The organism is Mycolicibacterium parafortuitum, from assembly GCF_010725485.1.
Taxonomy (GTDB): Bacteria; Actinomycetota; Actinomycetes; order Mycobacteriales; family Mycobacteriaceae; genus Mycobacterium.
Map to the genome: position 1 here is coordinate 3,805,656 of NZ_AP022598.1, position 23,219 is coordinate 3,828,874.

Here is a 23,219-nt window from a genome sequence, read left to right on the forward strand (position 1 = left end):
ATGACCGATCAGCGTCTGACCGATTTGCTTGCGCGCGAGGAGATTCGCACTCTGGCCTTGCGGTATTGTGCGGCCGTCGAAGCCCGCGATGTGGACGCGATGGCCGCGCTGTTCTCCCCGCGCGCACGTTTCGGCGGGCATGGCGTGGGACCTGACGGGCTGCGGAACCTGATGGCCGACAGTCTCGGTGGCAGCCTCGTCGCGGTGATCCTGGTGGCCAACCACCTGATCGAGCTCGACGGGGACGACGCGGCGAGCGGGCAGGTCTGGGCACAGTGCTTCGCGCACACCAGGGCTGACGGGTTCCTCGATCAGTTGATCAGGTACGAGGACCGCTATGAGCGGGTGAACGGGCGGTGGCTGTTCCTGCACCGGCGTCACCGCCTGTGGTACGGCGCCGCACACGCGGTCTCACCGCTGGATCAGGCCGCGGCGGACTGGCCGCGTAGGCAGGTCGGAGTCGGGGACATCCCGCTCGCCGACCCGGACTTCCGAACCTGGTGGGAAGGACGGATGCATGACTGAAATACGTTGTCTGACCGATGCGCTGAAGTTTCCGGAGAGCCCGGTCGCCGAGCGTGAGGGCTCGGTGCTGGTCTCGGAGATGGCGGCCGGGCGCATCACCAGGGTGCATCGCGACGGCACCACCGAAACGGTGGCCGAGGTCGGGGGCGGACCCAACGGGTTGGGTCGGCTACCCGACGGTCGCTCGGTGGTGTGCCAGAACGGCGGATCGTCGTTCGGCACAGGCTGGTGGCCCTACGACTTCGATGGCGCCGAGTCGGTGTACCGCCCCGTCGGCCCGGCCGAGAGTCCGCTGACCCCGCAGTTGCAGCTGATCGAGGCGGACGGGTCGGTGCGCACCCTCGCCACAGAGTTCGTCGCGCGCAGCGGGCGGATTCTCCCGCTGGTCCGTCCCAGCGACATCTGTGTGGACGCCGACGGCGGGTTCTACGTGACCGACGGCGGCACCACAGCGGATCGTCAGCGTGCGATGACCGGGCTGCTCTACGGGACCGTCGAGGAGGGGTTGCGTGAGGTGGTCTACCCCCTGGAGATGCCCAACGGTGTCGCGCTGGCACCCGACGGAACTCGGGTGTACGTGGCGGAAACCCGCACCCGGCGGGTGTGGGAGTTCACCCTCACCGGGCCGGGCCAGATCGCCGGTGGACGCGGTCTGGCCACCGTGCCCAGCGGCGGGCCACTGAACATCGGGGGAGCCGACGGTCTCTGCGTCGCCGACGACGGCACGATCGTGGTCGCCACCCTGGGCGCCGGCGGCGTCACGGCGTTCTCCGCAGCGGGGGAGTTGCTCGGTGCGATACCGCTGGACGACCCGATGACGACGAACATGACCCTCGATGCCACCGGTGAGACGCTGTTCGTCACCCTCGCCTCGTCGGGACGCCTGGTTGCCATCGACGGTTGGCGGGCACTTCTCGCCTCGCCCTGATACCGCGCCTCGCGGGGCCGGTATCAGGCCTTCTGCTCCTTGTTCTGCATCTGCTTGGCGAGGTTCTCGATGAACGCGCCGTATCCGACACCGCCGTGGTCGGACATCACCGCGTCGTAGTCGTACTCCGGGGGTTCGCCGTTGTTGGGGCGCCATCCGGTGTCGGCGGTGGTCGCCTTGAAGCCCTCCTCGGGGAAGGCGTACCAGCGCCGCGCGTTGAGCTCGACGATTTTGGCGGCGTCCTCGTCGGGGACGTTCGCCAGCATCTCCTCGGCCCGGGCCCGGCTCTTGGGCCAGAACGAATCCGAATGCGGATAGTCGCACTCCCAGGTGATGTTGTCGATGCCGATCTGGTGGCGCATCGCCACGCCGACCTCGTCCTCGATGAAGCACCCGGTGATGTTGCGCCGGAACAGCTCTGACGGAGCGATCGTCGGGTGGATGTTCTGGTAGTACTTGTGCTTGCGCCACACGTAGTCGGCGCGTTCGACGAGGTAGGGCATCCAGCCGATCCCGCCCTCGGAGAACGCCACCTTCAGGTTGGGATGTTTGTGGAACACCGGCGAGAAGACCAGTTCGATGGCCGCGGCCATCGACGTGGTGCCCATCAGCGTCACCATCACGGCGAAGGGCGCCTCCGGTGCGGTCGACGGCGGCATACCTCCGGACCCGAAGTGCATCACCGCGGTCATATTGGTTTCCTCGAGCGCCGACCACACCGGATCCCAGTGCGCGGTGTGAAAGCTCGGCAGCCCGAGGTTCATCGGATTGTCGGGCAGTCCCACGGCCCGGCAGCCCTTGGCGGCGTTGCGCTCGATCTCGGCGACCATCAATCCGACATCCCACAGCGGGCTGATCATCATCGGGATGAACCGGGCCGGATCCGTCGCGCACCACTCGTCGAGCGAGAAATCGTTCCAGGCCTGCACGCTGAGCAGCGCCAGGTCCTTGTCGGTGCCTTCCAGGAAGACCGTGCCGCAGAACCGCGGAAACGACGGGAAACACAGCATCGCGTGCACGCCGTCGATGTCCATGTCGGCCAGCCGGGCCTTCGGGTCGTAGCAACCGGGGATCATGTCGTCGTACCTGACGGGGTCGACACCGAACTCCTCCGGAGATTTGCCGGCTACGGCGTTCAGCCCGATGTTCGGATAGCTGCGGCCCTCGTACACCCACTGGTGCATCGGAGGTTTGCCGTCTCGGGGGAACTCGACGATGCGCGGGCCGTCCTCGCGGTACTTCTTCGGCAGCCGGTCGGTCCAGACGTGCGGCGGCTCGATCAGGTGATCGTCGACCGACAGGAGCTTCATGGACGGTTGCAGCGGCATCGTCGATCCTTTCGGGTGAACTGTTAGAGTGGGCTCGACAACTGAACAGTTTTTGATTAGTTGCACTGTAGCGTGGCCGGCCGGGAAGGGCGAGGATGGACCCCAGTGAACGCATTGCCCGCGACGATTGGGCCGATCAGGACCTGCTCACCCGTGATGAGGCGTGCGGACGCCTCGAGTCCGAGATCGCCGAGGTCGAGGCCAAGATCGATGCCGGCGAAGGTGATGAGCTGATGCGCCGGCGGCTGTCAGGGATGCGCGAGGCGCTGGAGCACTACCGCACCAAATAGGTCAGCTTCGCGGCAGGCCCAGCACCCGTTGGGCCACGATGTTGCGCTGGATCTGCGCAGTACCGCCATAGATGCCCGCGGCCCGCGACCAGACGTAGAGATCCCACTCGATTCCCTCGGCGAGCACCGCGGCACTTGCGCGAAGGTCCATCATGGTGTGGCCGAAGGTCTGATCGGCCCGGCACATCAGCAGCTTGTCGACCGAACCTTCCGCACCGGGCAGCGTTCCGTTGCACCGTTCGGTCAGCGACCGCTGCACCTTGACTTCAAGCGCGCGCAGCTCGGTGTAGGCCTGCCCCAGCCGGGCCCGTGTCGACGGCGTGTCGGGTATGCGGCCGCACCGCACATCGTCCTCAAGCCCGCGCAGCTGCACGGCGAGCCGGCTGATCCAGTTGATGTCGCTGGGCCCGCGCTCATAGGCCAGTAGCTGGTTGGCGATCGACCAGCCCTGTCCGCGTTCGCCGAGAAGGTTCTCCGCGGGCACCTCGACGTCGGTGAAGGTCACCTCCGCGAACTCCCGGTTCCGGGCCGCGTTGACGATGGGGCACACCTCGATGCCGGGTGTCGACATCGGTACCAGCAGGACCGAGATTCCCGCATGCTTGACCGCCTCGGGCTCGGTGCGGCACAGCAGGAAACACCAGTCCGCGACCGCCGCGAAACTGGTCCAGATCTTGCGGCCGTTGATGCGGAATCTCGCCGGGCCCTCGCCATCAGCGCCGCCGACGGCCTCGGCTCTCGTCTTGAGGCCGGCGAGGTCGGACCCCGCCTCGGGCTCGCTGAACCCCTGACACCAGCGGACCGCCCCCGAGAGCAGCCCGGGCAGCAGTTCGGCACGTTGCCACTGGGATCCGAACAATCGCAACGCGTTGGCCAGGTGCCCGATCCCCTCGATCGGCGGGGCGGAGGCGCGGCCCAGTTCGTCGTTCAGGATGGCCTCGTAGACGGGAGAGAGGCCGTGTCCGCCGTACTCGACCGGGAACGACAAGCCGATGTACCCGGCCTGGTAGAGCGTGTGATGCCACGCGTTCGCGGCGTCCGCTCGTGCCGCGGGATCGTCGGGAATGGCCGCTGCCGCGGCATTCTCGTTCAACCAGCTGCGCAGGCGTGCCCGGAACTCGCCTTCCTCGGGGGTGTCGGTGAAGTCCATGATCCTCGCTAGCCCAGGTCGCGATCGTTGATCCGCAGATCGGCGATCGCGGCGTATTGCGTGTTCTCGTCGCCGAAAAGCCGTCGATTCAACAGCGTCCGGCGTAGCCGCAGATGAGCTTCGTGTTCCCACGTGATGGAGATTCCGCCCAATACCTGCATCGCCGTCTCGACGACATCCCGTCCCGCCGCCGACGCGTAAGCCTTTGCCGTGCGGGCGGCCAGCAGGGCTTCGCCGGCGCTCAGATGATCGACCGCCCAAGCGGCGTGCCAGAGGCAACTGCGCGCGCCTTCGAGCCGTACGAGCGAGTCGGCGAGCAGGTGTCCGATGGCCTGGAAGCTGCCGATCTTGACTCCGAACTGCACCCGTTCGCCCGCGTAGCGCACCGCGCCGTCGAGCGCGCCGGCCATCACACCGACCAGATCCGCGGCAACCGCGGTCAGCGCCATCGCCTGCACTGCCGTCCACCGCTCCGCGCTGATCGGATCCCCGAGGGGGCTCGCTGCTTCGGCATCGTCGAACGTGAGCGTGCGCATTGTGCGGGTGAGGTCCAGATTCGTTCCGGGGCTTCCCGATCCGTCATCCAGCGCGGTACACATCAGACGGCGTGCCGCGCCGTCGCGTATCCCATAGAGAACGTGAGTCGCACCCGCGGCGTCCAGTGCGACGCCGGCCTTCGGCGAGTCGGCGAAATCGCTCAGGTCGGGCGACAGCACCGGCGCGGCTCGCCACGTACCCTCGGCGACCAACTCGATTTCTTTGTCGGAACCCGCCGCGGACAACAGTTCCGTGGCCAACGCTCCCTGCCCGAGCACGGGGACCGCCACCAGTCGGCGACTCAATTCCTCAAGCACGAGCGCGGTTTCCACACCGCTGGCGTCCAAGCCGCAGTACTCGCGGGCTCGCAGCGCCGGAACCCCGAGTTCGACGATTCGACGCCACTGGTCGTCGAGACGGTGCCCGGTCGCGACGTCATCGGCGGCGGTGGTGGCCAGCGACTCAGCCAGGCGCGCGGTGGTTTCGCGCAGTAGGGCCTGCTCGTCGGTGAGTCCTATGCGCATCGCGTGGATACCCGGTCGTCGATCCGCATCCGGCACCCCTTTCCGCCACCGCAGTCCGGCGGTCTGTCATCATACTGAATGATAGAACGAACTCTGTTCAACTGTTACACGCAGGGAGGAACCCATGGCGCGGTTGGAGAACCGGAACGCGTTGGTCACCGGCGGAGCCCAAGGTCTCGGCAGGGCCATCTCGCGACGACTCGCGGCCGAGGGGGCCCGGGTTACCATCGTCGATCTCAACGAGGGCAAGGCCGCGGAATGTGTCGGCCTCATCGAGCAGGCGGGCGGCTCGGCGCATTTCGTGCGCGCCAACGTCGCGAAACGTGAGGACATCGCCGCCGCGGTCGACGCGGCCGCCGCCGGCGGGGCGCTACATGTTCTGGTCAATGCCGCCCAGTACTTCGCGATGCCCAAAGCGTTGGAACTGGTCAGTGACAAGGACTGGGAGCTGTCGGAGGCCACCGGCCCGAAGGCGACGTTCCGCTTCATGCAACTGGCGCATCCGTTCCTCAAGGCGGCCGGTAAGGCCTCGGTGATCAACTTCGTGTCCGGTTCCGCACTCGGCGGAATCGCCTATACCGGACCGTATTCCGCGGCCAAAGGTGCGATCGGAGCATTGACCAAGGTCGCGGCCAACGAGTGGGCGGCGCACGGCATCCGCGTCAACGCCGTCTGTCCGTTCGCCCTCACCGACGTGCAACGCGACATGATCGGCACCGAGTGGGACAACTACACCCGGACTGCCGAGGCGTCGCCGATGAAGCGGGGTGCCGATCCTGACTCCGAGATCGCTCCCGCGGTGGCCTTCCTCGCCAGTGACGATTCCGCGTTCGTGACCGGGACGGTGCTGCACATCGACGGCGGGATGACCGAGTTGTCCACCGTGGACTACGCGAAGTCACCGGGGGTGTTCTCCCCGGCGTGAGGTCCCCGAACGCTCAGGCGGCGGTCCTGGGGAAGTTCAGCATCCGGCGGGCATTCTCCTCGACGATCAGTGAACATTCGTCATCGGGCACCTCGGCGAGCACCTCGGCCGCGCGCTTGCGCGTATTGGGCCACGTCGAATCGGAGTGCGGGTAGTCGCTTTCGATGGTGATGCGGTCCACACCGATCGTGTGCCGGTTCGCCAAACCATGCTCATCGTCGATGAAGCAGCCGTAGAAATGGCCACGGAACAGCTCTGACGGGCGTGCGTCGAAGTCGATCGACTGGTAGTAGCGGTGGCGCTCCCACACGTAGTCCGATCGCTCGAGAATGTAAGGCACCCAGCCGATACCGCCCTCGGCGAGCGAGAACTGCAGATCGGGGAACTGCTGCAGCTTGCCCGAGAAGAGCAGGTCGACGGTCGACCACATCAGGTTGGTGGCGAACAGGGTGATCGCCACCGCGAACGGTGAGTCGGGCATCGCGCGTTGTCCGTTCGACGCCTCCAGCGTCGAATATTTCGCCATGGACGAGTAGGAGAAGCCGGGCACGTAGCCACCGGAGCCGAAGTGCATCGAGACCGGCATCTTGTGCTCTGAGCACACCCGCCACAGCGGGTCCCAGTGATCGGAATGGAACGACGGAAGACCCAGTGGCACCGGGCTGTCCGGAAACGACACCGTACGTGCCCCCATCGCCGCCGTCCGTTCGGCCTCGGCGACACAGGCGTCGATGTCCCAGATGGGTAGCAGCGCCAGGGGGATATAGCGGTCCGGCGCCGTCGCACACCACTCGTCGATGTAGAAATCGTTCCACGCCTTGACGCAGAGCAACGCGAGTTCCTTGTCCTTGGCGCGCTGGAAGGTGCCGGCGGCAAAACCGGGAAACGACGGGAAACACAGCGCCGCCTGGATTCCGTCGAGGTCCATGTCGGCCAGACGTGCGACCGGGTCGTAACAACCGGGGATCATGTCCTCGTAGCGCACCGGATCCATGCCCCATTCCTCCATCGGCTTACCCGCGACGGCATTCAGGCCGATGGTCGGATAGGTGATGTCCTCGTAGGACCAGAGGTGTTTGCCGTCGCGCTCGATGATCCGCGGTCCTGCCTCACGGTGCTTGGCGGGGAGCCTGTCCTGCCATACCCGGGGGTGTTCCACGAGGTGGTCATCGACGGAGATGATCTGGTGATGATCTTGCAGGGGCATCTCGATTTCCTCATCTGAGAGCGACGGTTCACACTCTAGTCGGCGCCGGACCCGCGCCGGGCTTTACCGGGATAGCCGAAGAAGCGCTCGAAGTTCTCGTCGTTGATCGGTTGTGCCGTATTGCGGCGGGCGGCGGCGCGCAGGTCTCGGAGGCGGGCTTCGGCTCGGGTGAGCTCGGGTGTCGGGCCTAGCGCCGCGAGCCGGGTGACTTCCCGTTCCGCTGCCGCAACCTCGCGGCGCAGGCGTTCGCCGACCTCGGTGAAGGTCAGCAGGTCGTGGTCGTCCTCATCGAGCTTGGTGCGGTCAGACGATCGCTCCGGCTTTCCGGCCTCTGTCATCGTTTCTCCTGCAACTCATCGCGGCCACAGTGGGACCGGGGTGGCTCCGGCCGGATAGTAACCGGGAGGAATCACGCCCTCTGCCCGGCTGCTGAGGCGCCCGAGCATCGTTGGGCTCAGGTGACCGCGTGCCGCCAGATCGGCGAAGACCAGGGCGACGTGGCTTCGGTCGAAGACATCGCGCTGCCAGGCGAACCTGCCGTCCGGTGCGAAACCGAACCAGCTCGCTCCGATCCCGTGCACTTCACGTGGTGTGTCACCGGATTCGTCGACGAACTGTCGCCAGAAGCCGACCATCTCGCCCGCCTCGTCGTCGATGAGAAGCCGGGCATACGGATAGCGCCAGCCGAGAAGACCGTCCATCTCGCGTCCCAGCGCGATATCGCGGATCTCGTCGATACCGACACACATCACGTCCCACTCGGTACCTGCGCTCCACCCGTAGGTCGCGTCGTCGGCGTAGAACGCCGACAGGCTTCGCCAGTCGCCTGCAGTCTCGGCTTCGGCATTCGCCCGTGTCCATCGCTGCGCGATCGTAGTGAGTTGTTCGCGGGTCAGTGTGCTCATCGGGTCGCTCCTTCGTCACTCGCAGGTCAGCGCAACGTCATCTCCACGCTCGTGTAGCCGCGGACCGTGGCGGTCAGTACCCGTTCGTGCGCTCCGATGGTGTAGTTCGGGAAGTTCTTGGCCACGTACTCGAAGACCATCTGCGCTTCGCGGCGGGCCAACCACTGACCCAGGCAGATGTGGATGCCCCAGCCGAAGTAGACGTCGGTGCCCCGGGGACGGTTGAGGATGAATCGGTCGGGATCCTCGTAGCGGCGCTCGTCGCGATTTGCGCTGCCCAGTAGCAGCAGTACCCAATCCCCGGCGTCCATGGTGACGCCGTGCAACTCGACGGGACGGGTGAGTGTGCGCGCCACCCAGTGGCTGGGCGTGTCGTAACGCAGGGCCTCGTTGACCGCGGCGGGTATGAGGCTGAGGTCGTTGACGATTCGCTGCCACTGATCGGGGTGATCGTGCATGGCGACCAGGCCGTTCGAGATCAACTTCTGCGTGGTCTCAGAGCCCGCGGCCGACAGCAGATTGCAGAACATCAACACCTCGTGCGGCGTCAGCGCCCGATCCTCACCGATCTCCGGGTCGTGGAACGTGGCCTGCAGCACGATGCTGATCAGGTCGTCGCCGGGTGCGCTGCGCCGGGTTTCGATCAGGTCGCCGATGTAGGCACTGATCTTGCGATTGGCGTCGATCGCGCTCGCGGGCATCGCCACCTCACCCTCGTGCCTGGTCAGGAAGGCCTCCCACCAGACGCGCAACTGTTCGCGATCCGCGTGCGGGACACCGAGCAGATCGCCGATCACATCCGTGGGCACGGAGAAGGCGAATGCCTCCATCGCGTCCACGGTGGTGCCCGCTTTCAACCGGCCGAGGTGATGATCGACCACGGCCTGCAGGGCGTTCTCCATGGCCGCGACGGCGCGCGGGGTGAAGAATCCTTTGAGCACTCCGCGAATTCGGTCGTGCCGAGGGGGATCCATCGAGATCACCGAGTACTTGCGGCCGTCGTCATCCGGATTCTCCGGGGCCGGGCCTGATTTCGACGAGTACGTCTCCCAGTCGCGCAGGGCCGCGGTCACATCGTCGAACCGGGACAGCACCCACCAGCGTTGCTCGGGATCGCGATACACGGGCGCTTCCGCGCGTAACCGCCGATACACCGGATACGGATCGTCGAAGATCGCCTTGGAGAAGGGCGAGTAGATCAACTCGCTGGTCGCGGGCACGCTGGCACTCTATCACTCGGCTGTACAAATGAACGTATAGTGATCATCTGACTAATCCCCGGCGGGTGCGATTCGTTCGATGAGCTCGAGGAGGTTCCCGTCCGGGTCGGTCAGCATCAGTCCGCGGTTGCCCCCGCCGAACGTGACCGTGCGGTCGGCCAGCAGGTGTCCGCCGTGCTCGACGATCGTCGCGCTCAGCGCATCGACATCGTCCACGCGGAACGAGAGATGGGTCAGGCCGACGGCGTTCATCGCCCGGGGGGTGGCGTCACCCGTCGTCTCCGGGTGGGTGTAGCTGAGCAGCTCGATCCGGAAGCCGTCTCGGTGCAGGTAAACCAGGTCCAGTACGAGGCCCGGGACAGCGAGCAGGCGCGCACTCGCGTCGTCGTCGACGTGCATGTCGCCGATCTTCTCGAATCCGAGCGCAGTGCAGTAGAACTCGACGGCAACCGCGAGGTCTTGCACGCAGATGCCGATATGGGTGAGACGATGCCCGTTCGTCATCGGTCGGTATCGGGGTGCGCAGGAAAGAGGATGTCGTCGAAAGCGCTGTTGTGTTCGCCGAGCAGGGGAGCCCGCGTAGGCGGCGTGGCCGGAGTCGCGCTGAACAGATACGGCGCACCTGGGTAGGTCACCGTGCGGCCCAACTCGGGATGGTCGACCGGCACGTGCATTCCCCGCGTCACGTTGTGCTCGTCGTCGAACGCTTCATGGGGCGGCAGGATCGCACCGGCGGGGAAGCCGCGCCGCTGGCTCGCGACAAAGAACTCCTTGGCCGACAGCTGGGATGCGATCAGTGTGATCGCTTCCCGCGCCGCGCTCAGGATCGCCGTCGTCTCGTCGTCCTCGCCGATGGCCGACAGGTCGACGGCTTCCTCACGCGCGGCGCCCAACTCGAGGAAGAAGGCTTCCGGGAAATCGTCGGTGAGTCCCAGTTCGACAAGCCAGTCGTGAAGCCGGGCGAACTCCTCGGGACGGCGGGGAAGCACACCTGTGGTCGCGTAGTGCCCGTCAGCACAGCGCACCTGCACCGGAGAGCTGGGTATGGGGTAGGCATGCCGTCCGGTCTGTCTCTGGCAGACCGCCTGATTGACCAGCCAGTGGTATGTCGTCTGCTCGCAGGTCACGTTGCAGGCGGCGGTCACGCTGACGTCGACGAACTGACCCGCCCCGGTGTGGTCACGGTGGGCCAGTGCGATCAGCGCACCGATGGCGCCGTACAGGCCACCGATGTTCACGGACTGTTCGCCCGCACCGCGCATCGGCGGGATCGAGTGGTCGTCGTAGCCGCAGTTCCACACCGGGCCGCCGCCGGCGAGCATGGTGAGGTCGGTGACGGGATCGTCGGCGCGCGGGCTCGCGACCCCGAAGGGGGTGACCGCGACCCAGATCAACGACGGAAGACCGGCGGCGAGGTCGGAGTACCCGAGGCTCCCGCCGGGAACGTGGTCGCCGCCGGCGACCACGATGTCTGCGGTGGCGATCAGGCGGTGTAGCGCCCGGATTCCCTTCGTTGTGCCGGAATCGACAGTGACACTGCGCTTTCCGGCATTGCCCGCCCACCACCGCAGGCTGCGGTCCACACCGGGCTCGTCGTCGACGAAGGGCGGCCGCGACCGGTGCGGTGAGCCGGCCGGTGGTTCGACGACGACGACCTCGGCGCCCAGTTCGGCGAGGACGCGTCCGGCGACCGGGGTGAACTGGGCGCTGAGTTCGACGACGCGAAGGTCGGCAAGGGCGGTCAGATCACACCTCGCTCGGCCCAGTCGTCGATCACGGTGTCGTCGTGCCCGAGCAGGCCACCGAGTATCTCGCGGTTGTGCTGACCCAATTTCGGCGCGGCGACGTCTACGTGCCACGGAGTCGCCGAGAATGTCATCGGCAGCCCTTCGACGCGGACCGGGCCGATGTCGGGGTGGGACACCGTGGGAAACAGGCCCATGCGAGCCACGTCGGGATCGGCGTCGATGCGCTCGCGCGGGCTCTTGACCACACTCGCCGGCACGCCTGCGCGGACGAGGTCGTCGGCGAGCGCCACCGCGTCACGGGTTGCCGTCGCCGCGCTGATGAGTTCGTCGATCTCGTCGGCAGATCTCAGTCGCTCGGCGAGGGACGCGTACCGTTCGGACGACAGTGCGGGCTCGTCGAGGATCTTTCCCAGCAGGGCGACTTCGCGGTCGTCGCGGCAGGTGATGGCGACCCAGCGATCCTGCCCGGCACAGGGATAGATGCCGTGCGGCGCGTACTCGTCGAAGTCGGAGCGATTGCCGCCGCGGCCGGTCGGTCGGGCGTTGACCGTCCAGTTCAGGATCTCGGTCGGGAGCATCGAGGTACCGGCGGGCACGGTCGCCAGATCGACGTGCTGACCTTCACCCGTGCGCGCCCTGTGGTGCAGGGCTGCCATGATCGCGACGGTCATGTAGAACGCCGATCCGTGGTCCATGTAGGAGAAGCCCCACCCGGCGGGTTCGGCGTCGGGAAGCCCGGAGGTGTATGTCAGCCCGCTGACGGCCTGCACGATCGGGCCCCACGTCTTGAAATCCCGATACGGGCCGGTGTGGCCGAAACCGCAGTTGGAGACGTAGACGATATCGGGCTTGATCCGCTTGAGGTCCTCGTAGCCGAAGCCTCGCTTGGCCATGACGCCGGCGGCGAAGTTCTCACAGACGACGTCGCTGACCGCGATGAGTTCCCGGAGCAGTTGCCTGCCTTCGTCGGTGCGCAGATTGATGGTGACGCCGTACTTGCCGACGTTGTGATTGTTGAATCCTGCTCCGAGGTCGACCCCCCGCCGTTCGTCGACGTAGGGTCCGACGCCGCGCAACGCATCCCACAGACCCCGCGTGACAGGGTCTTCCACCCGGATCACCTGCGCCCCGAAGGCGGCCAGGATCTTCGTCGCCCCCGCACCGGCCAGCTGCCCGCTGAGATCGCACACTCGAAGGTGGGACAAGGCGCCGTCGGTCACCGGGCAACCATATCGCAAATGGACAACTGATGTTCTATTGTTCAAGTCCGACACCTTTTGTCCCGAGTGCGCGAGGAGTGCCGATCGATGAGCGGACCGATGTCCGGAGTGCGTGTCCTCGAGGTGGCGCAGTGGACCTTTGTTCCTGCGGCAGGCGCAGTGCTCGCGGACTGGGGGGCGGATGTCATCAAGATCGAACATCCGCAGACCGGCGATTCGCAGCGCGGACTGCGGCAACTCGGCCACATCCAGATCGAAGGTGAGCGTAATCCGGTGATGGAGCACGCCAATCGCGGTAAGCGGTCGGTGGCCCTGGACATGTCGACCCCGGACGGGCACGCACTACTGCTGGACATCGCGCGTACCAGTGATGTGTTCCTGACCAACTTCCTGCCCGATGCGCGTGCGAAATTGGCCATCGACGTCGAGGACATCCGCGCCGTGAACCCCGACATCATCTATGCCAGGGGCAGCGCCTATGGACCGTTGGGGCCGGATGCAGGTACCGGCGGCTACGACATGACGGGGTTCTGGAGTCGTGCCGGTGCAGCGATGGGATCCACCCCCTGTGATCTCGATGGCGTTGTGCCGCAACCCGGTCCGGCCTATGGCGATTCGATGGGCGGAATGACCATCGCCGGCGGGGTCGCTGCGGCGCTGTTCGAGCGCGAGCGCACCGGCACCGCGCGGGTGGTGGACATCTCGCTGCTCGGGGTCGGTGTCTGGGCTTCCGGTGTCGCCGTCAATGCGGCGCTGCTCAGCGGCCGGCCGTGGCAGACGAATCCGGGCGGGGCCAACGTCACTCCGAACAATCCGCTCGTCGGCTTCTATCGCACCTCCGACGGACGTTTCCTGTCCTTGTCGATGCTGCAGGGCTTTCGCTACTTCGCGGAGTTCTGTCGACGGGTCGGTGCCGCCGATCTCGCCACCGATGACCGCTTCGCCACCTACGCCGCGTTCGCCGAGAACGCCCAGGTCGCCATCGATGTGCTGCGCGGTGTGATCTCGGCGCATCCGCTCGCGCATTGGCGGGAGGTGCTCGCCGGGTTCGACGGGCAGTGGGCGCCCGTTCAGAACACCGCGGAGGTGGCGGTCGATCCGCAGGTCCGGGCGAACGGCAACATCGTAGCCGTCGACCAGGACGGTCAGTCCTTCGATCTGGTCGCCAGCCCGGTGCTTTACGACGAGACGCCGCTGCAGCTGACGCCCATGCCCGAATTCTCCGCGCACACCGAAGAATTGATCCTGGAACTGGGCGGGGATTGGGATCGGATCATGGCGCTCAAAGAAAGCGGTGCGATCGCCTGATCATGCTGTGAGGACGGCCGCAGCGCAGGAACCGCCGCCGCCCACGGCCTGGACCAGGCCGATGCGCGGATCACGGACCTGCCGGTCGCCGGCCTCATGGCGTAGCTGGCGCACCACCTCGGCGGCCTGGGCCAGGCCGGTGGCGCCGATCGGGTGTCCGCGTGCGATGCAACCACCGTCGGTGTTGGTGGGCAGGAGCCCGTCGTTGGCGAGCCCTCCGGTTCGGGCGAGCTCGATCACCCCGGCGGTGTCGGTCAATCCCATCGCGATCAACGCCGTGATCTCCTCGCTGGCGCACATATCGTGCAGCGACACCACATCGACGTCACCGGGTTCGATACCTGCCGCCCGGTACGCGCGTTGAGCCGTCATCGTTATCTGCGAGGGTGGGCCCACGACGGGTCCCTCCTGAGGCCATTGCGGGTCCACCGGCCAGCTGGTCTGTTCGATCGCCAGTACCGATACCGATCTGGGCAGCCGATCGGCCGTGACGACGACTGCGGCGCCGCCGTCCACCGAGGCGTGGCACATCATCTTCGTCAGGGGTTCGGCCACCGAACGCGCACCCAGTACGTCGTCGACGGTGACCGGTTGCTCGCTGCGCCGAGCGGCGAACGGGTTCAGCCTCGCCTGATTATGGGATTTCGCCGCGACCGCCGCGATGACGTCCGGTCCGCATCCGGCGTCGTACAACCACCGTGCCGCCTCGATCGCATAGTGCGTCTGCGGGGGAAAGCGGTCCCAGAAACCCACTGCGGCGGGCACCACACCTCCCGGCTCCAGCGCGGTGGTCTTCTCGTATCCGACGGCCAACGCGATTCGGCACCGACCGGACGCCACCGCCCACACCGCATGACGCAGCGCGACCAAGCCTCCCGCCGAAGCGCTTTCGGTGGCCGTGACCGGAATTCCAGTGTGACCCAACGAAAGTGCGACACGCATTCCCGTCTGCGGCGGTGCCAGTGCCGACGCGGTGAACACCTCTCCGACGTCGTCGTAGGCGATGCCGGCATCGGCCAGCGCCTCGTGCGCTGCGGCAACACCCAAGTCGGCGAGTGCGGTATCACCGTGCCGTCCGAAATGGGTGATCCCGATCCCGCTGAGGTAGACCCCGGTCATTGTGCGCCCGCCGAGAACATCTCGACGGTGTCCTCGCCGAGGCTACGCAGGATCAGCCGCCCGACCGCGCCCGGCGCCGGCCTGGATCCCTCCACCAACACCTGTCGCCGACCCTCGGCGGTGTCGACCCACGCCACGCTGTAACCCTCGGTGCCCCAGTCCTGGAAGGGAGCTTTCGTCGGTACGAACGTCGAAGCCCACACCGTCGCGGTGCGCTCAGATGGGGATGTCGGCATGTGTCGTCCTTGCGAAGTCGGCGTTGGAACTGCCGAGGGCGGGCGGGGGGCGTAGCGGAATCGGCGGGTCGCCGAGGAACCTCCAGGGCAGCCCGACGAGGGAGCCGGTGTCGAGATCGGGATCGGGGTGGTCTATCCGCGGAAAGAAGCCGCGCCGATTCAGGTGTGGGTCGGACACCAGCTCGTCGGCACGACGGACGACGGCGGCCTCCACACCCGCGTTCAGGAGCTTGTATGCGGCGTCCTCTGCCCGGTTGGTGGTGATCAGCGCGGCGACGAGGTCGGCGTTGTCGCGTTGTGCGCCGCGGAGTTCGACGGCCACCGAGCGGCCGTCGGTCGCGGGATGGACCGCGCGAACGACGTCGCCATCTGCCGGTTCGTCCCCCGTCGAGGCGGACGCGACGAATTCCGCCACGGTCGAGGCCACGACTTCGGCCATCGACAGGTCGACGACCGCCCCGGTCGATCGGCTCGACCCGAGCGCCCACGCGGCGATCACCACGGCACCGAACACCGAGGACAGCGGATCGGCGAGGACGGTCGAAAGCCGTGCCGGGGTGCCGTCCGCCGCGGTGCACACGCCGGCGAGCCCGCCATAGGCCTGAACATTGTTGGCGTACACCCGATAGCCGGCCAGTGGGCCGTCGGAACCGAACCCCGACACGCGAAGGGTCAGCAGCCCGGTGCCGGCCAGAGCCGACGGATCCACCCCGAGTCGGTGCAGACGCGACGACCCCACGTTCTCGATGAGAACGTCCGACTCCGCGAGGACGGCGCCGACATGCTCAGCGGTATGCGCCGGGTCGAGGAGGACACTGCGCTTCGAATGGTTCGCGACGGCGAAGTAGGCGCCCCGTTCCGGGCCGGCGACGCCGTCGGCGAAAGGCCCGCTCCTGCGGTAGATGTCGAGCCGGTCCGGGTCCTCGAGTCGGACGACGTCAGCGCCCATCGCGCCCAGCAGCGCCCCGACGATGGGGCCGGCGAGGACGTGGGTCAGTTCGGCGATGCGCAGACCGGTCAGCCCCGGCCGCTTGATCGCGGACGCAGGGCTGTGCGCGACCGACCATGGTGGCCCGAGAACGGTGGCGTCGCGCCCCTCGAGCGTGGCCGGGCGCAGCGCGCCGCGGTGCCTTAGCTGACGGGACGCCAGCAGTTCTCCCGGCCGGTTGACCGGGGTCGACGGCACGCCGTTGGCCTGAAGCAGGGCTGCGCAGTCGTCCTTGAGCCGCTCGGCGGCCCATTCCGCGACCCGGGCGTTGATGAGGTCGGCGTGGTCGATGCGAGCCGGTCGTTCGTCGAGCCCTGCGGCCCACTCCGGGTCGCCGAGCGCGGTGCGCAGACCCTTCCACTGGTGGTTCTCCACCGCGGTGATGCGGACGAGTCCATCCCTGCAGGCGAACACGCCCGACGGCGCGAGGTAGCGACCGCTGCCGGCCCGTCCGGGGCACCGGTACATCACATGGGCGCACTCGGGCAGCGCGGCGCAGAAGATCACCGCTTCCTGGGCCGACACGTCGACGGCCACCGCGCCGCCGTCGCGATTGCGTCGCTCGAGGCCGTGCAGGGCGGCCAGCGCGGCCACCGCTCCGACCGCACGCGATGCCACGTAGCCGGGGATGGGGACCGGATGTCCGTCGGGGTCCTCGACGCCGGCCAGCAGACCCCCGCTTGCCTGTGCGGTGATCTCGCCCCGGGGCAGCCGATGGTCGGGTGGACCGTCCGCGCCGAACGCGGAGATCATCACGAGCACCGTTCCGTCGTGTTCGGAAACGGGGCCGGTCTCCGGTGTCTGCTGCGCGCCGTCGACGATCACGATGTCGTAATCACCGGAATCGAAGCCTTGTGTCCGGCAATTTTTTTCGCGATCCAACACCAGATCGACGGCAGCGGCCATGCCTCGTGATGTACGGATCGCGGGGCCGTGGCGGTGGATCTCCGTCGCTTGGCCCCGGGTCACCGTCGCGCCGAGTTGGGCCAGCAGTGCCGAGGCCGCCGAACCCGCAATGCCGTCACCCAGTTGGAGCACGCGCACATCCGTCAGGAACCGCGCGGCGGCGTCGGTCACGCGGCCCTCCCTTGATCTGCTGGCACGTCAGCGCAACGACAATTGAACAATATTCGTTCGATTGTGTCCATGTTGGGTGTGCTCTAAGGTCTATCGCATGGTGACGACCAGAGCCCAGTCCGCGGCCCGCTTCGACGACGCCTCCTTCTACCTCGGCGATCCCAACGCGACGTTCCGCGAGCTGCGCGAGACCGATCCGGTGCACTGGTACGAGGAGGGCAAGTTCTGGGTCGTCACCAAATACGATGACATCAAGGCCATTTCGGCTCGGCCGGAGAAGTTCAAGTCCGAGCGTATCGCGATCATGATGGATCTCGTGGCTCGTCGCGAGGGCCGTGACCCGCAGGGATACGGCGCCCGTGGCATCCTGTTCATGGACCCGCCCAAGCACCGCTCGCACCGCAAGGCGCTGGGTGTGCGCTTCACTCCCGCCGCGGTCGGCAAGATCGAGAGCCGCGTCCGTGAGGTGATCGCGTCCATCTTCGACGAGTTGCCCGACGGCGAGTTCGACTGGATCGAACATGTCGCCGAGCCGTTCCCGGTGTACGTCTTCGCGCACCTGCTCGGGGTTCCGTCGGCCGACTGGCCGAAGGTGGCCGGGTGGGCGACCACGATCGCGAAGGTGGGTTCAGGAGTCGCCGAGGACAGCGACATGGAAACCATCTTCGGCGAGGTCGCTCCGTATCTGATGGACTTGGTGGCCCGCCGTGCCGCCGAACCCGCCGACGACCTGCTGTCGATGCTGTCGCAGGTGCGCATCGACGGCGAACCCTTCAACGAGATCGAGGTGATGACCTACGCGCTCACGTTGTTGGCGGCGGGCAGCGAGACCACCCAGAGCCTGATCGCCGGTATCGCCGCGTGTTTCGACATGCACCCCGACCAGGCTGAGCAGGCGTTCGCCGACCCGGAGGTCGGCAACAACGCGGTGGAAGAGGTCCTTCGGTGGTGGACGCCGGTGATGAGCATGGCCCGACAGGCCGCGCACGACGTCGACGTGCGCGGTGTCACCATTCGCGAGGGAGACGGTCTGCTGCTGGCGTACGCGTCGGCCAATCGTGATGCCGAGCATTGGGGCCCCACGGCGGAGGAGTTCGATGTCCACCGCACCGACGCGTCCAGCCACCTGGGCTTCGGGGTGGGGGAGCATTTCTGCATGGGCGCCGCACTGGCCCGCCGTGAAGCCCGGGTCGTTCTCGACGAGGTGATCAAGCGCGCCAAGGGTTTGCGGGTCACCGGGGAAGCCGTGCCCCGGCCGTCAGCGCTGGTGCACACCTTCGACCGGTTGCCTGTCACCCTCGACTATCGCTGACCGCTCTTTCGAGAGCGGCGCCTGCGCAGCCAGTCCGCCACGACGGCGCGGTGCTCGGCCCGCGACCCCAGGGCCGCGATCCGCGTCGCGGCCTGTCGCAGATGCACGTGCGCGTCGTGTTCCCAGGTGTAGGCGATGCCGCCGAAGACCTGAGTGGCTCCCTCTGGCACGCGGCGAAGTGAATCGATGGCCCAGAAGACCGCCAGCGAGACGAGCGCGTCGGCGTCGGGGTGTCCGAGTTCGACCGCGTCAGCGGCACGGTTGACCAGGGCCCGCGCGATCTCGATCGCCGAACGCTGTTCCACCAATCGATGTTTGATGGCCTGGCGGGCCCCGATGGGCCTGCCGAACGTGACCCTGACCTTGGCGTACTCGACGGCAGCGTCGTTGGCGGCCGACGCGATGCCGATCAGTTCGGCGACCGTGGCCAGCCGGCACCTGTTCACCCCGGCGCGGTGGCGTGCGAGGGCGTCGGGTCCCGTCGCGATGACGTCCAGGTGGGCGTCCTCCAGAATTATGGCGGCGGCCGGGCTGTGATCGAGCGGTCGTTCGCTCTGACGCCTCACCCCGGGGGCGGCGGTGGACGTGACACCGAGCACCGCTTCACCCGAGCGCTGCGCGAGCACGACCAGCCTGTCCGCGATGTCGCCGAACGGCACCAGCGACCATGTGCCGTTCACTCTGTCGCCGCTGACGGTGGCGCCGGCGTCGTCGAGGATCAACGCGATGTCGTCGGTGCGACGCTGCGTGCACCACGCCGCGGCGGCCGCCGCTGCCAACGGCACCGGGAGCGCGACCGCGCCTGCTGCTTCGGCCAGAACGCACAGTTCCCGCAGGCCGGCTCCGCCGCCTCCGTGCGCCTCGTCGAGCAGCACGTCCGGCCAGCCCATCTGCACGACGGTGTGCCAGAGCCTCTCGTCGAAGGCCGGCGTGGTCGCGTCGAGCAGCGACCGGGTGCGTTCCACCGCCCACGCGCGGCGCAGGCTGTGGTCGGCGGTGGCGCGCAGTTCTGCGAGTTCGGCTGCGCTGTCGGCGATGTCGGCGAGCGACGGTTCGAGGTCACGGATCACGGGGCAGTCCCAGCAATTGTTCGGCGATGACGTTGCGTTGGATCTCGGAGGTGCCGGCCCCGAAGGTCGCGGCCCGCATCACCAGATAGCTCTTGGCGACGTTGCCGTCCTTGGCTGCCGATGGTGAACCGCGCTCCAGAGTGCCTGCCGGGCCGACCAGGTCCAGACCGAAGTTGGCCATGGCCTGGTCCACCTCAGAGGTCAGGAGCTTGGCCATCGATGCTTCGGGGCCGGGGCTCACACCCCGCACACCCGCGGCGGTGGCCTGCGCGGAGATCTGGCGTAACGCCTCGACCTGGGCGGCGAACCGCGCGAGATGGTCGGCCAGGTAACTGTCGTCGAGGCCTCGGTCGCTGAGCGCGTTCGGCGCATCCGCCAGTGCGACGAGGATGTCGAGCCGCCGCTCGATGCGGTGGGTGCGGCTCTGCCCGACCCGTTCGTACCCCAGGGTGGACTTCGCGACCTGCCAGCCTTTGTTGAGCGGGCCCAGCACCCTCGACAGCGGTACGCGCACCCCGTCGAAGAACACCTCGCTGAACTCGGCGTCCCCGGAGATCTGCCGGATCGGCCGGACGTCGATGCCGTCGGTGTCGAGATCGACGAGCACGTAGCTGATGCCGTCTCGCGGTGCAGCGCTCGGGTCGGTGCGTACCAGCACGTAGATGCGATCGGCGTAGTGCGCCTTCGACGTCCAGATCTTCTGGCCGGTGATCACCAGGTCCTCGCCGTCGATGACGCCACGGGTGGTCAGCGACGCCAGATCGCTGCCCGCATCGGGCTCGCTGAAGCCCTGGCACCAGACATCGTCGGCCGACAGGATGCGGGGCAGGAAGTAGTCGCGCTGCTCGTCGGTGCCCCACTGGATGATCGTCGGGCCGAGCTGATTGATCGCACTGCGGTTGATCGGCTCGGGCGCACGCGCGGCCGCCATCTCGGCGTTGAAGATCAGCTGCTGCACCGGAGTGGCGCCGCGCCCGCCGAATTCGGCGGGCCACGATATGGCCGCCAGCCCGGCGTCGTGTAGACGGCGCTGCCACAGCCGCATCCGGTGGAGCCGGTCCGGGTCGCGGCCGCCGGCCTGCCGCCCGTCGGCGGTCAGCGCTGATGCCAGAAAGGCCCGGACCTCGTCGCGGAACGCCCGATCCTGCGCCGACAGCGCGACGCCGTAGTCGCCGTCTGTCACGAGGGGTCTCGATGCGCGGCGCCGTCCGCGAGCCACTGCGCCATCAGCCCGTAGACGGCCTCGACGGCCTCGCGGGCCGCCACGGCGTCGGAGTCGGTCGGTCCCGCCGGATCGTAATCCACCTCCCAGGTGATCTCCGATCCCGTCGGAGATCCCGACGGAGCGGGACGGACTGTGACGAGGGCGTCGAACCGCGATACGGGCAGCGGGTTGTCGGCGATGGTATAGCCGATTCGCATCCTCTCCGGCTCGAGCAGGGTCAGCGTCTCGACCACCGGCGTCTCACCGGTGCCGTGAATCGACCTGCGCATACCGATGCCCGCACCGTCGATCTCGACGTGACCGGCGACGGGTATCCAGCTGATATCGGCGAAGTTCTCGAGCAGGGCCCACACGTCTGCCGCCTGCGCATCGACGTCCTTGGTGATCGCAATCCGTGGCATGCGCGAACTTTAACAGTCAAACGAGACACTTGATCGATTAGTGTTCTGATGTACATCGACGGTATGTACGAGGAGGAGGCCGCCGCCATGGGTGGAACGCCGCAGGAGGCCGACGATTTCGAGATCGACGAGGACTGGGTGCGCTATGAGGTGGTCGAGCCGCATATCGCGATGATCACCATCAATCGGCCCGACCGGCGCAATGCGATCCTCTCGCCGGACATGCATCGGCTCTTCAAGGACCGGCTCGACCGGGCCGAGGAGGACGACGACGTCAAGGTCGTGGTGCTCGCGGCCGAGGGGAAGGACTTCTCCAGCGGCGACGACGTCCGCCGGCTGCCGGTCGAACAGGCGGGATTGACCAAGGGTAAACGGCTGCCGCAGACGGCTCGGCTGGGAAACGCCCGTCGCCTGCATCGTCATCTGACGAACTGGCTGGAGTTCCCCAAGACAGTCATCGCCGCGTGTCAGGGTGCCACTCTGGGTGCCGGGATGAACCTGGCCTTGGCCGCCGACATCCTCGTCGTGTCGGAGGACATGTACCTGGCCCGGCCGCAGGCGCGGATCGGGTTCGCCGGATTCTCCACCGCGATGCCCCTCGCGCTGCTCAAACTCGGGCCGAACCGGGGCTACGAGGCGATGATCACCGGCCGAAAGGTCCCTGCGGCCGAACTCAAAGACTGGGGAGTGGCCGCGTCGGTGGTGCCCGCCGACGGACTGCGCGACGAGGCGATGCGGTACGCGCGGGCTATCGCCCATCATTCGGCTGACGGCTTGATGATCGGTAAGCACGCGTTGATCACCTTCTGGAACGCCGTCGGGATGGCGCAGTTCGGCGACTGGGTGCCGATGGGCCACAGCGTGTTCACGAATCTGTCCTGGCGTGACGACGAGTTCAACTTCATGAAAGAGCGCGGGACGCGTGGTGGGCGGGAAGCGATGGCCGAACTCGAGCGGCGCTACGCAGAGTGGGGCTTTGAATAATCAGATAGACATATCCTGTTTATCTGTTCTGTATAGTGAAATGCGACTCGGAGCGCGAAGGAGTGACGATGGGTGTGCTTGACGGGCGCAGGGCGCTAGTGACCGGTGCCGGCCGTGGGATCGGTGCCGCCGTCGCCGAAGGCCTCGCCGCTGAGGGTGCCACCGTCATGGTCTCCGACGCCGGCGTCGCCGTCGACGGCACGGGGCGTGACGCGGGCCCGGCCGAAACCGTCGCCGCTGCCATCAATGAGCGTGGCGGCAAGGCGTTCCCGGACACCACCGACATCACCGACTTCGCTGCATGCGAGGAATTGATCAATCGGGCCGCGGCGACCCTCGGGGGGTTCGACATCATGGTGAACGCGGCAGGCATCCTGCGCGACGGCATGATCTTCAAGATGAGCGAACAGGACTTCGACTCGGTTGTTGCCGTGCACCTCAAGGGCACGTTCAACCTCACCCGTCACGCCGCTGCCTGGTGGCGCGAAAACCGCGGCGGCCAGTATCGCCTGATCAACTTCACGTCGATGTCCGGGCTCCAGGGCGCACCCAGTCAGCCCAACTACGCCGCGGCGAAGATGGGTATCGTCGGACTGACGTTCTCGTGCGCGAACGCACTCAAGGGATACGGTGTGCGCTCCAATGCGATCGCGCCCATCGCCGGTACCAGGATGACCCAGGGCATCAAAGGCGGTGGCAGCATGGACTATTCGCCGGAGAACAAGAGACTCGCTCCCGAGAACGTCGTGCCGCCGGTCGTCTATCTGGCCAGCGAACAGTCCGAGTGGCTCAACCGCCGGGTGATCTTCGCCGGCAACGGACGGATCAGCCTGATGTCCAATCCCGTCGTCGAACGCGAGATCGTGTCGGCGTCGGGAACCTGGGACATCCCCACAGCCTTCACCGAGATCGAGACATCGTTCAAGGAAGCGCTGCTCTATCCCAACATTTTCGACAAGCCGCCCGCGGGCTGACGCATCGGAAGGGGCCGC

General features: G+C 67.1%; 24 protein-coding genes. 8 read left to right on the forward strand and 16 right to left on the reverse strand.

Annotated features, from left to right (window positions below):
- Together NTM_RS18240 and NTM_RS18245 are read left to right on the forward strand one after the other, a co-directional pair.
- Positions 1-525 (forward strand): nuclear transport factor 2 family protein, encoded by a 525-nt coding sequence (locus NTM_RS18240; RefSeq protein WP_163767063.1) that lies wholly within the window; start codon positions 1-3, stop codon positions 523-525.
- A complete protein-coding gene (locus NTM_RS18245; RefSeq protein WP_170311983.1) occupies positions 518-1,453 on the forward strand; it encodes an SMP-30/gluconolactonase/LRE family protein in 936 nt (311 codons plus the stop codon). The genes NTM_RS18240 and NTM_RS18245 overlap by 8 nt, the downstream gene beginning before the upstream one ends.
- A 23-nt stretch (positions 1,454-1,476) precedes the next feature.
- Here the strand turns inward: NTM_RS18245 and NTM_RS18250 are convergent, their stop codons facing one another.
- Positions 1,477-2,781 (reverse strand): amidohydrolase family protein, encoded by a 1,305-nt coding sequence (locus NTM_RS18250; RefSeq protein ID WP_104864837.1) that lies wholly within the window; start codon positions 2,779-2,781, stop codon positions 1,477-1,479.
- 95 nt (positions 2,782-2,876) lie between these two features.
- Between NTM_RS18250 and NTM_RS18255 the strand changes: the two genes are divergently transcribed.
- Positions 2,877-3,071: a hypothetical protein gene (locus tag NTM_RS18255; protein WP_163767064.1), complete on the forward strand. Its 195-nt coding sequence runs from the start codon at positions 2,877-2,879 to the stop codon at positions 3,069-3,071.
- Position 3,072: 1 nt separating this feature from the next.
- On the opposite strand, the gene NTM_RS18260 is transcribed toward NTM_RS18255, so the two are convergent.
- Complete coding sequence (locus NTM_RS18260; protein ID WP_163767065.1) at positions 3,073-4,221, reverse strand: acyl-CoA dehydrogenase family protein; 1,149 nt, start codon at positions 4,219-4,221, stop codon at positions 3,073-3,075.
- Between the two features lie 8 nt (positions 4,222-4,229).
- On the reverse strand, positions 4,230-5,282 hold the full coding sequence (locus tag NTM_RS18265) for an acyl-CoA dehydrogenase family protein (RefSeq protein ID WP_163767066.1): 1,053 nt from the start codon (positions 5,280-5,282) through the stop codon (positions 4,230-4,232).
- A gap of 124 nt (positions 5,283-5,406) precedes the next feature.
- Between NTM_RS18265 and NTM_RS18270 the strand changes: the two genes are divergently transcribed.
- Positions 5,407-6,207, forward strand: coding sequence for an SDR family NAD(P)-dependent oxidoreductase (locus NTM_RS18270; protein WP_163767067.1), 801 nt, complete (start codon positions 5,407-5,409; stop codon positions 6,205-6,207).
- A 13-nt stretch (positions 6,208-6,220) separates the two neighbouring features.
- Here NTM_RS18270 and NTM_RS18275 read toward each other — a convergent pair whose 3' ends face one another.
- The 7 genes from NTM_RS18275 to NTM_RS18305 are packed head-to-tail and all read right to left on the reverse strand — an operon-like array spanning position 6,221 to position 12,507.
- A complete protein-coding gene (locus NTM_RS18275) occupies positions 6,221-7,414 on the reverse strand; it encodes an amidohydrolase family protein (RefSeq protein ID WP_104864842.1) in 1,194 nt (397 codons plus the stop codon).
- Positions 7,415-7,449: 35 nt separating this feature from the next.
- Entirely contained in the window at positions 7,450-7,752 is a 303-nt protein-coding gene (locus NTM_RS18280; protein WP_163767068.1) for an acyl-CoA synthetase, read from the reverse strand.
- A gap of 15 nt (positions 7,753-7,767) precedes the next feature.
- A complete protein-coding gene (locus NTM_RS18285; protein WP_163767069.1) occupies positions 7,768-8,319 on the reverse strand; it encodes a nuclear transport factor 2 family protein in 552 nt (183 codons plus the stop codon).
- A 26-nt stretch (positions 8,320-8,345) separates the two neighbouring features.
- The gene (locus NTM_RS18290; RefSeq protein ID WP_163767070.1) at positions 8,346-9,539 is read right to left on the reverse strand and encodes a cytochrome P450; all 1,194 of its coding nucleotides are present in this window, start codon (positions 9,537-9,539) and stop codon (positions 8,346-8,348) included.
- 51 nt (positions 9,540-9,590) lie between these two features.
- The gene (locus tag NTM_RS18295; RefSeq protein WP_104864846.1) at positions 9,591-10,043 is read right to left on the reverse strand and encodes a VOC family protein; all 453 of its coding nucleotides are present in this window, start codon (positions 10,041-10,043) and stop codon (positions 9,591-9,593) included.
- Positions 10,040-11,305, reverse strand: coding sequence for a CoA transferase (locus tag NTM_RS18300; RefSeq protein WP_337781410.1), 1,266 nt, complete (start codon positions 11,303-11,305; stop codon positions 10,040-10,042). The genes NTM_RS18295 and NTM_RS18300 overlap by 4 nt, the downstream gene beginning before the upstream one ends.
- Positions 11,281-12,507 carry a CaiB/BaiF CoA transferase family protein gene (locus NTM_RS18305; RefSeq protein WP_232079757.1) on the reverse strand — a complete coding sequence of 409 codons (1,227 nt, stop codon included), beginning with the start codon at positions 12,505-12,507 and terminating at the stop codon, positions 11,281-11,283. Before NTM_RS18305 ends, NTM_RS18300 begins: the two co-directional genes overlap by 25 nt.
- A gap of 87 nt (positions 12,508-12,594) precedes the next feature.
- On the opposite strand from NTM_RS18305, the gene NTM_RS18310 reads away from it, so the two are divergent.
- Positions 12,595-13,815, forward strand: coding sequence for a CaiB/BaiF CoA transferase family protein (locus NTM_RS18310; protein ID WP_163767071.1), 1,221 nt, complete (start codon positions 12,595-12,597; stop codon positions 13,813-13,815).
- Here the strand turns inward: NTM_RS18310 and NTM_RS18315 are convergent, their stop codons facing one another.
- Genes NTM_RS18315 through NTM_RS18325 form a run of 3 tightly spaced genes read right to left on the reverse strand, consistent with a single transcriptional unit; the run spans position 13,816 to position 17,235 of the window.
- Positions 13,816-14,934, reverse strand: a complete 1,119-nt coding sequence (locus tag NTM_RS18315; protein WP_163767072.1) for a thiolase family protein — start codon at positions 14,932-14,934, stop codon at positions 13,816-13,818.
- A complete protein-coding gene (locus NTM_RS18320; protein WP_104864849.1) occupies positions 14,931-15,170 on the reverse strand; it encodes a hypothetical protein in 240 nt (79 codons plus the stop codon). Before NTM_RS18320 ends, NTM_RS18315 begins: the two co-directional genes overlap by 4 nt.
- Entirely contained in the window at positions 15,151-17,235 is a 2,085-nt protein-coding gene (locus tag NTM_RS18325; RefSeq protein WP_163767073.1) for a CoA transferase, read from the reverse strand. Before NTM_RS18325 ends, NTM_RS18320 begins: the two co-directional genes overlap by 20 nt.
- 97 nt (positions 17,236-17,332) lie before the next feature.
- Between NTM_RS18325 and NTM_RS18330 the strand changes: the two genes are divergently transcribed.
- Positions 17,333-18,547 carry a cytochrome P450 gene (locus tag NTM_RS18330; protein WP_163767074.1) on the forward strand — a complete coding sequence of 405 codons (1,215 nt, stop codon included), beginning with the start codon at positions 17,333-17,335 and terminating at the stop codon, positions 18,545-18,547.
- Here the strand turns inward: NTM_RS18330 and NTM_RS18335 are convergent.
- The 3 genes from NTM_RS18335 to NTM_RS18345 are packed head-to-tail and all read right to left on the reverse strand — an operon-like array spanning position 18,538 to position 21,243.
- Positions 18,538-19,617 (reverse strand): acyl-CoA dehydrogenase family protein, encoded by a 1,080-nt coding sequence (locus tag NTM_RS18335; RefSeq protein WP_163767075.1) that lies wholly within the window; start codon positions 19,615-19,617, stop codon positions 18,538-18,540. The two genes, NTM_RS18330 and NTM_RS18335, sit on opposite strands and share 10 nt — an antisense overlap.
- The gene (locus tag NTM_RS18340) at positions 19,607-20,800 is read right to left on the reverse strand and encodes an acyl-CoA dehydrogenase family protein (protein WP_104864853.1); all 1,194 of its coding nucleotides are present in this window, start codon (positions 20,798-20,800) and stop codon (positions 19,607-19,609) included. Before NTM_RS18340 ends, NTM_RS18335 begins: the two co-directional genes overlap by 11 nt.
- Positions 20,797-21,243 carry an SRPBCC family protein gene (locus NTM_RS18345; RefSeq protein ID WP_163767076.1) on the reverse strand — a complete coding sequence of 149 codons (447 nt, stop codon included), beginning with the start codon at positions 21,241-21,243 and terminating at the stop codon, positions 20,797-20,799. The genes NTM_RS18340 and NTM_RS18345 overlap by 4 nt, the downstream gene beginning before the upstream one ends.
- 48 nt (positions 21,244-21,291) lie before the next feature.
- On the opposite strand from NTM_RS18345, the gene NTM_RS18350 reads away from it, so the two are divergent.
- Together NTM_RS18350 and NTM_RS18355 are read left to right on the forward strand one after the other, a co-directional pair.
- On the forward strand, positions 21,292-22,227 hold the full coding sequence (locus NTM_RS18350) for an enoyl-CoA hydratase/isomerase family protein (protein WP_232079758.1): 936 nt from the start codon (positions 21,292-21,294) through the stop codon (positions 22,225-22,227).
- A 68-nt stretch (positions 22,228-22,295) separates the two neighbouring features.
- On the forward strand, positions 22,296-23,201 hold the full coding sequence (locus NTM_RS18355; RefSeq protein ID WP_104864960.1) for an SDR family NAD(P)-dependent oxidoreductase: 906 nt from the start codon (positions 22,296-22,298) through the stop codon (positions 23,199-23,201).
- Positions 23,202-23,219: the final 18 nt, after the last annotated feature.

Bases quoted from the DNA above. Each gene is read 5' to 3' on its own strand.
- NTM_RS18260 (WP_163767065.1), bottom strand. From the start codon at position 4,221: ATGGACTTCACCGACACCCCCGAGGAAGGCGAGTTCCGGGCACGCCTG.
- NTM_RS18320 (WP_104864849.1), bottom strand. From the start codon at position 15,170: ATGCCGACATCCCCATCTGAGCGCACCGCGACGGTGTGGGCTTCGACG.
- NTM_RS18330 (WP_163767074.1), top strand. From the start codon at position 17,333: ATGGTGACGACCAGAGCCCAGTCCGCGGCCCGCTTCGACGACGCCTCC.
- NTM_RS18315 (WP_163767072.1), bottom strand. From the start codon at position 14,934: ATGACCGGGGTCTACCTCAGCGGGATCGGGATCACCCATTTCGGACGG.
- NTM_RS18345 (WP_163767076.1), bottom strand. From the start codon at position 21,243: ATGCCACGGATTGCGATCACCAAGGACGTCGATGCGCAGGCGGCAGAC.
- NTM_RS18245 (WP_170311983.1), top strand. From the start codon at position 518: ATGACTGAAATACGTTGTCTGACCGATGCGCTGAAGTTTCCGGAGAGC.
- NTM_RS18255 (WP_163767064.1), top strand. From the start codon at position 2,877: ATGGACCCCAGTGAACGCATTGCCCGCGACGATTGGGCCGATCAGGAC.
- NTM_RS18280 (WP_163767068.1), bottom strand. From the start codon at position 7,752: ATGACAGAGGCCGGAAAGCCGGAGCGATCGTCTGACCGCACCAAGCTC.
- NTM_RS18275 (WP_104864842.1), bottom strand. From the start codon at position 7,414: ATGCCCCTGCAAGATCATCACCAGATCATCTCCGTCGATGACCACCTC.
- NTM_RS18270 (WP_163767067.1), top strand. From the start codon at position 5,407: ATGGCGCGGTTGGAGAACCGGAACGCGTTGGTCACCGGCGGAGCCCAA.
- NTM_RS18285 (WP_163767069.1), bottom strand. From the start codon at position 8,319: ATGAGCACACTGACCCGCGAACAACTCACTACGATCGCGCAGCGATGG.
- NTM_RS18240 (WP_163767063.1), top strand. From the start codon at position 1: ATGACCGATCAGCGTCTGACCGATTTGCTTGCGCGCGAGGAGATTCGC.
- NTM_RS18310 (WP_163767071.1), top strand. From the start codon at position 12,595: ATGAGCGGACCGATGTCCGGAGTGCGTGTCCTCGAGGTGGCGCAGTGG.
- NTM_RS18250 (WP_104864837.1), bottom strand. From the start codon at position 2,781: ATGCCGCTGCAACCGTCCATGAAGCTCCTGTCGGTCGACGATCACCTG.
- NTM_RS18355 (WP_104864960.1), top strand. From the start codon at position 22,296: ATGGGTGTGCTTGACGGGCGCAGGGCGCTAGTGACCGGTGCCGGCCGT.
- NTM_RS18295 (WP_104864846.1), bottom strand. From the start codon at position 10,043: ATGACGAACGGGCATCGTCTCACCCATATCGGCATCTGCGTGCAAGAC.
- NTM_RS18350 (WP_232079758.1), top strand. From the start codon at position 21,292: ATGTACATCGACGGTATGTACGAGGAGGAGGCCGCCGCCATGGGTGGA.
- NTM_RS18265 (WP_163767066.1), bottom strand. From the start codon at position 5,282: ATGCGCATAGGACTCACCGACGAGCAGGCCCTACTGCGCGAAACCACC.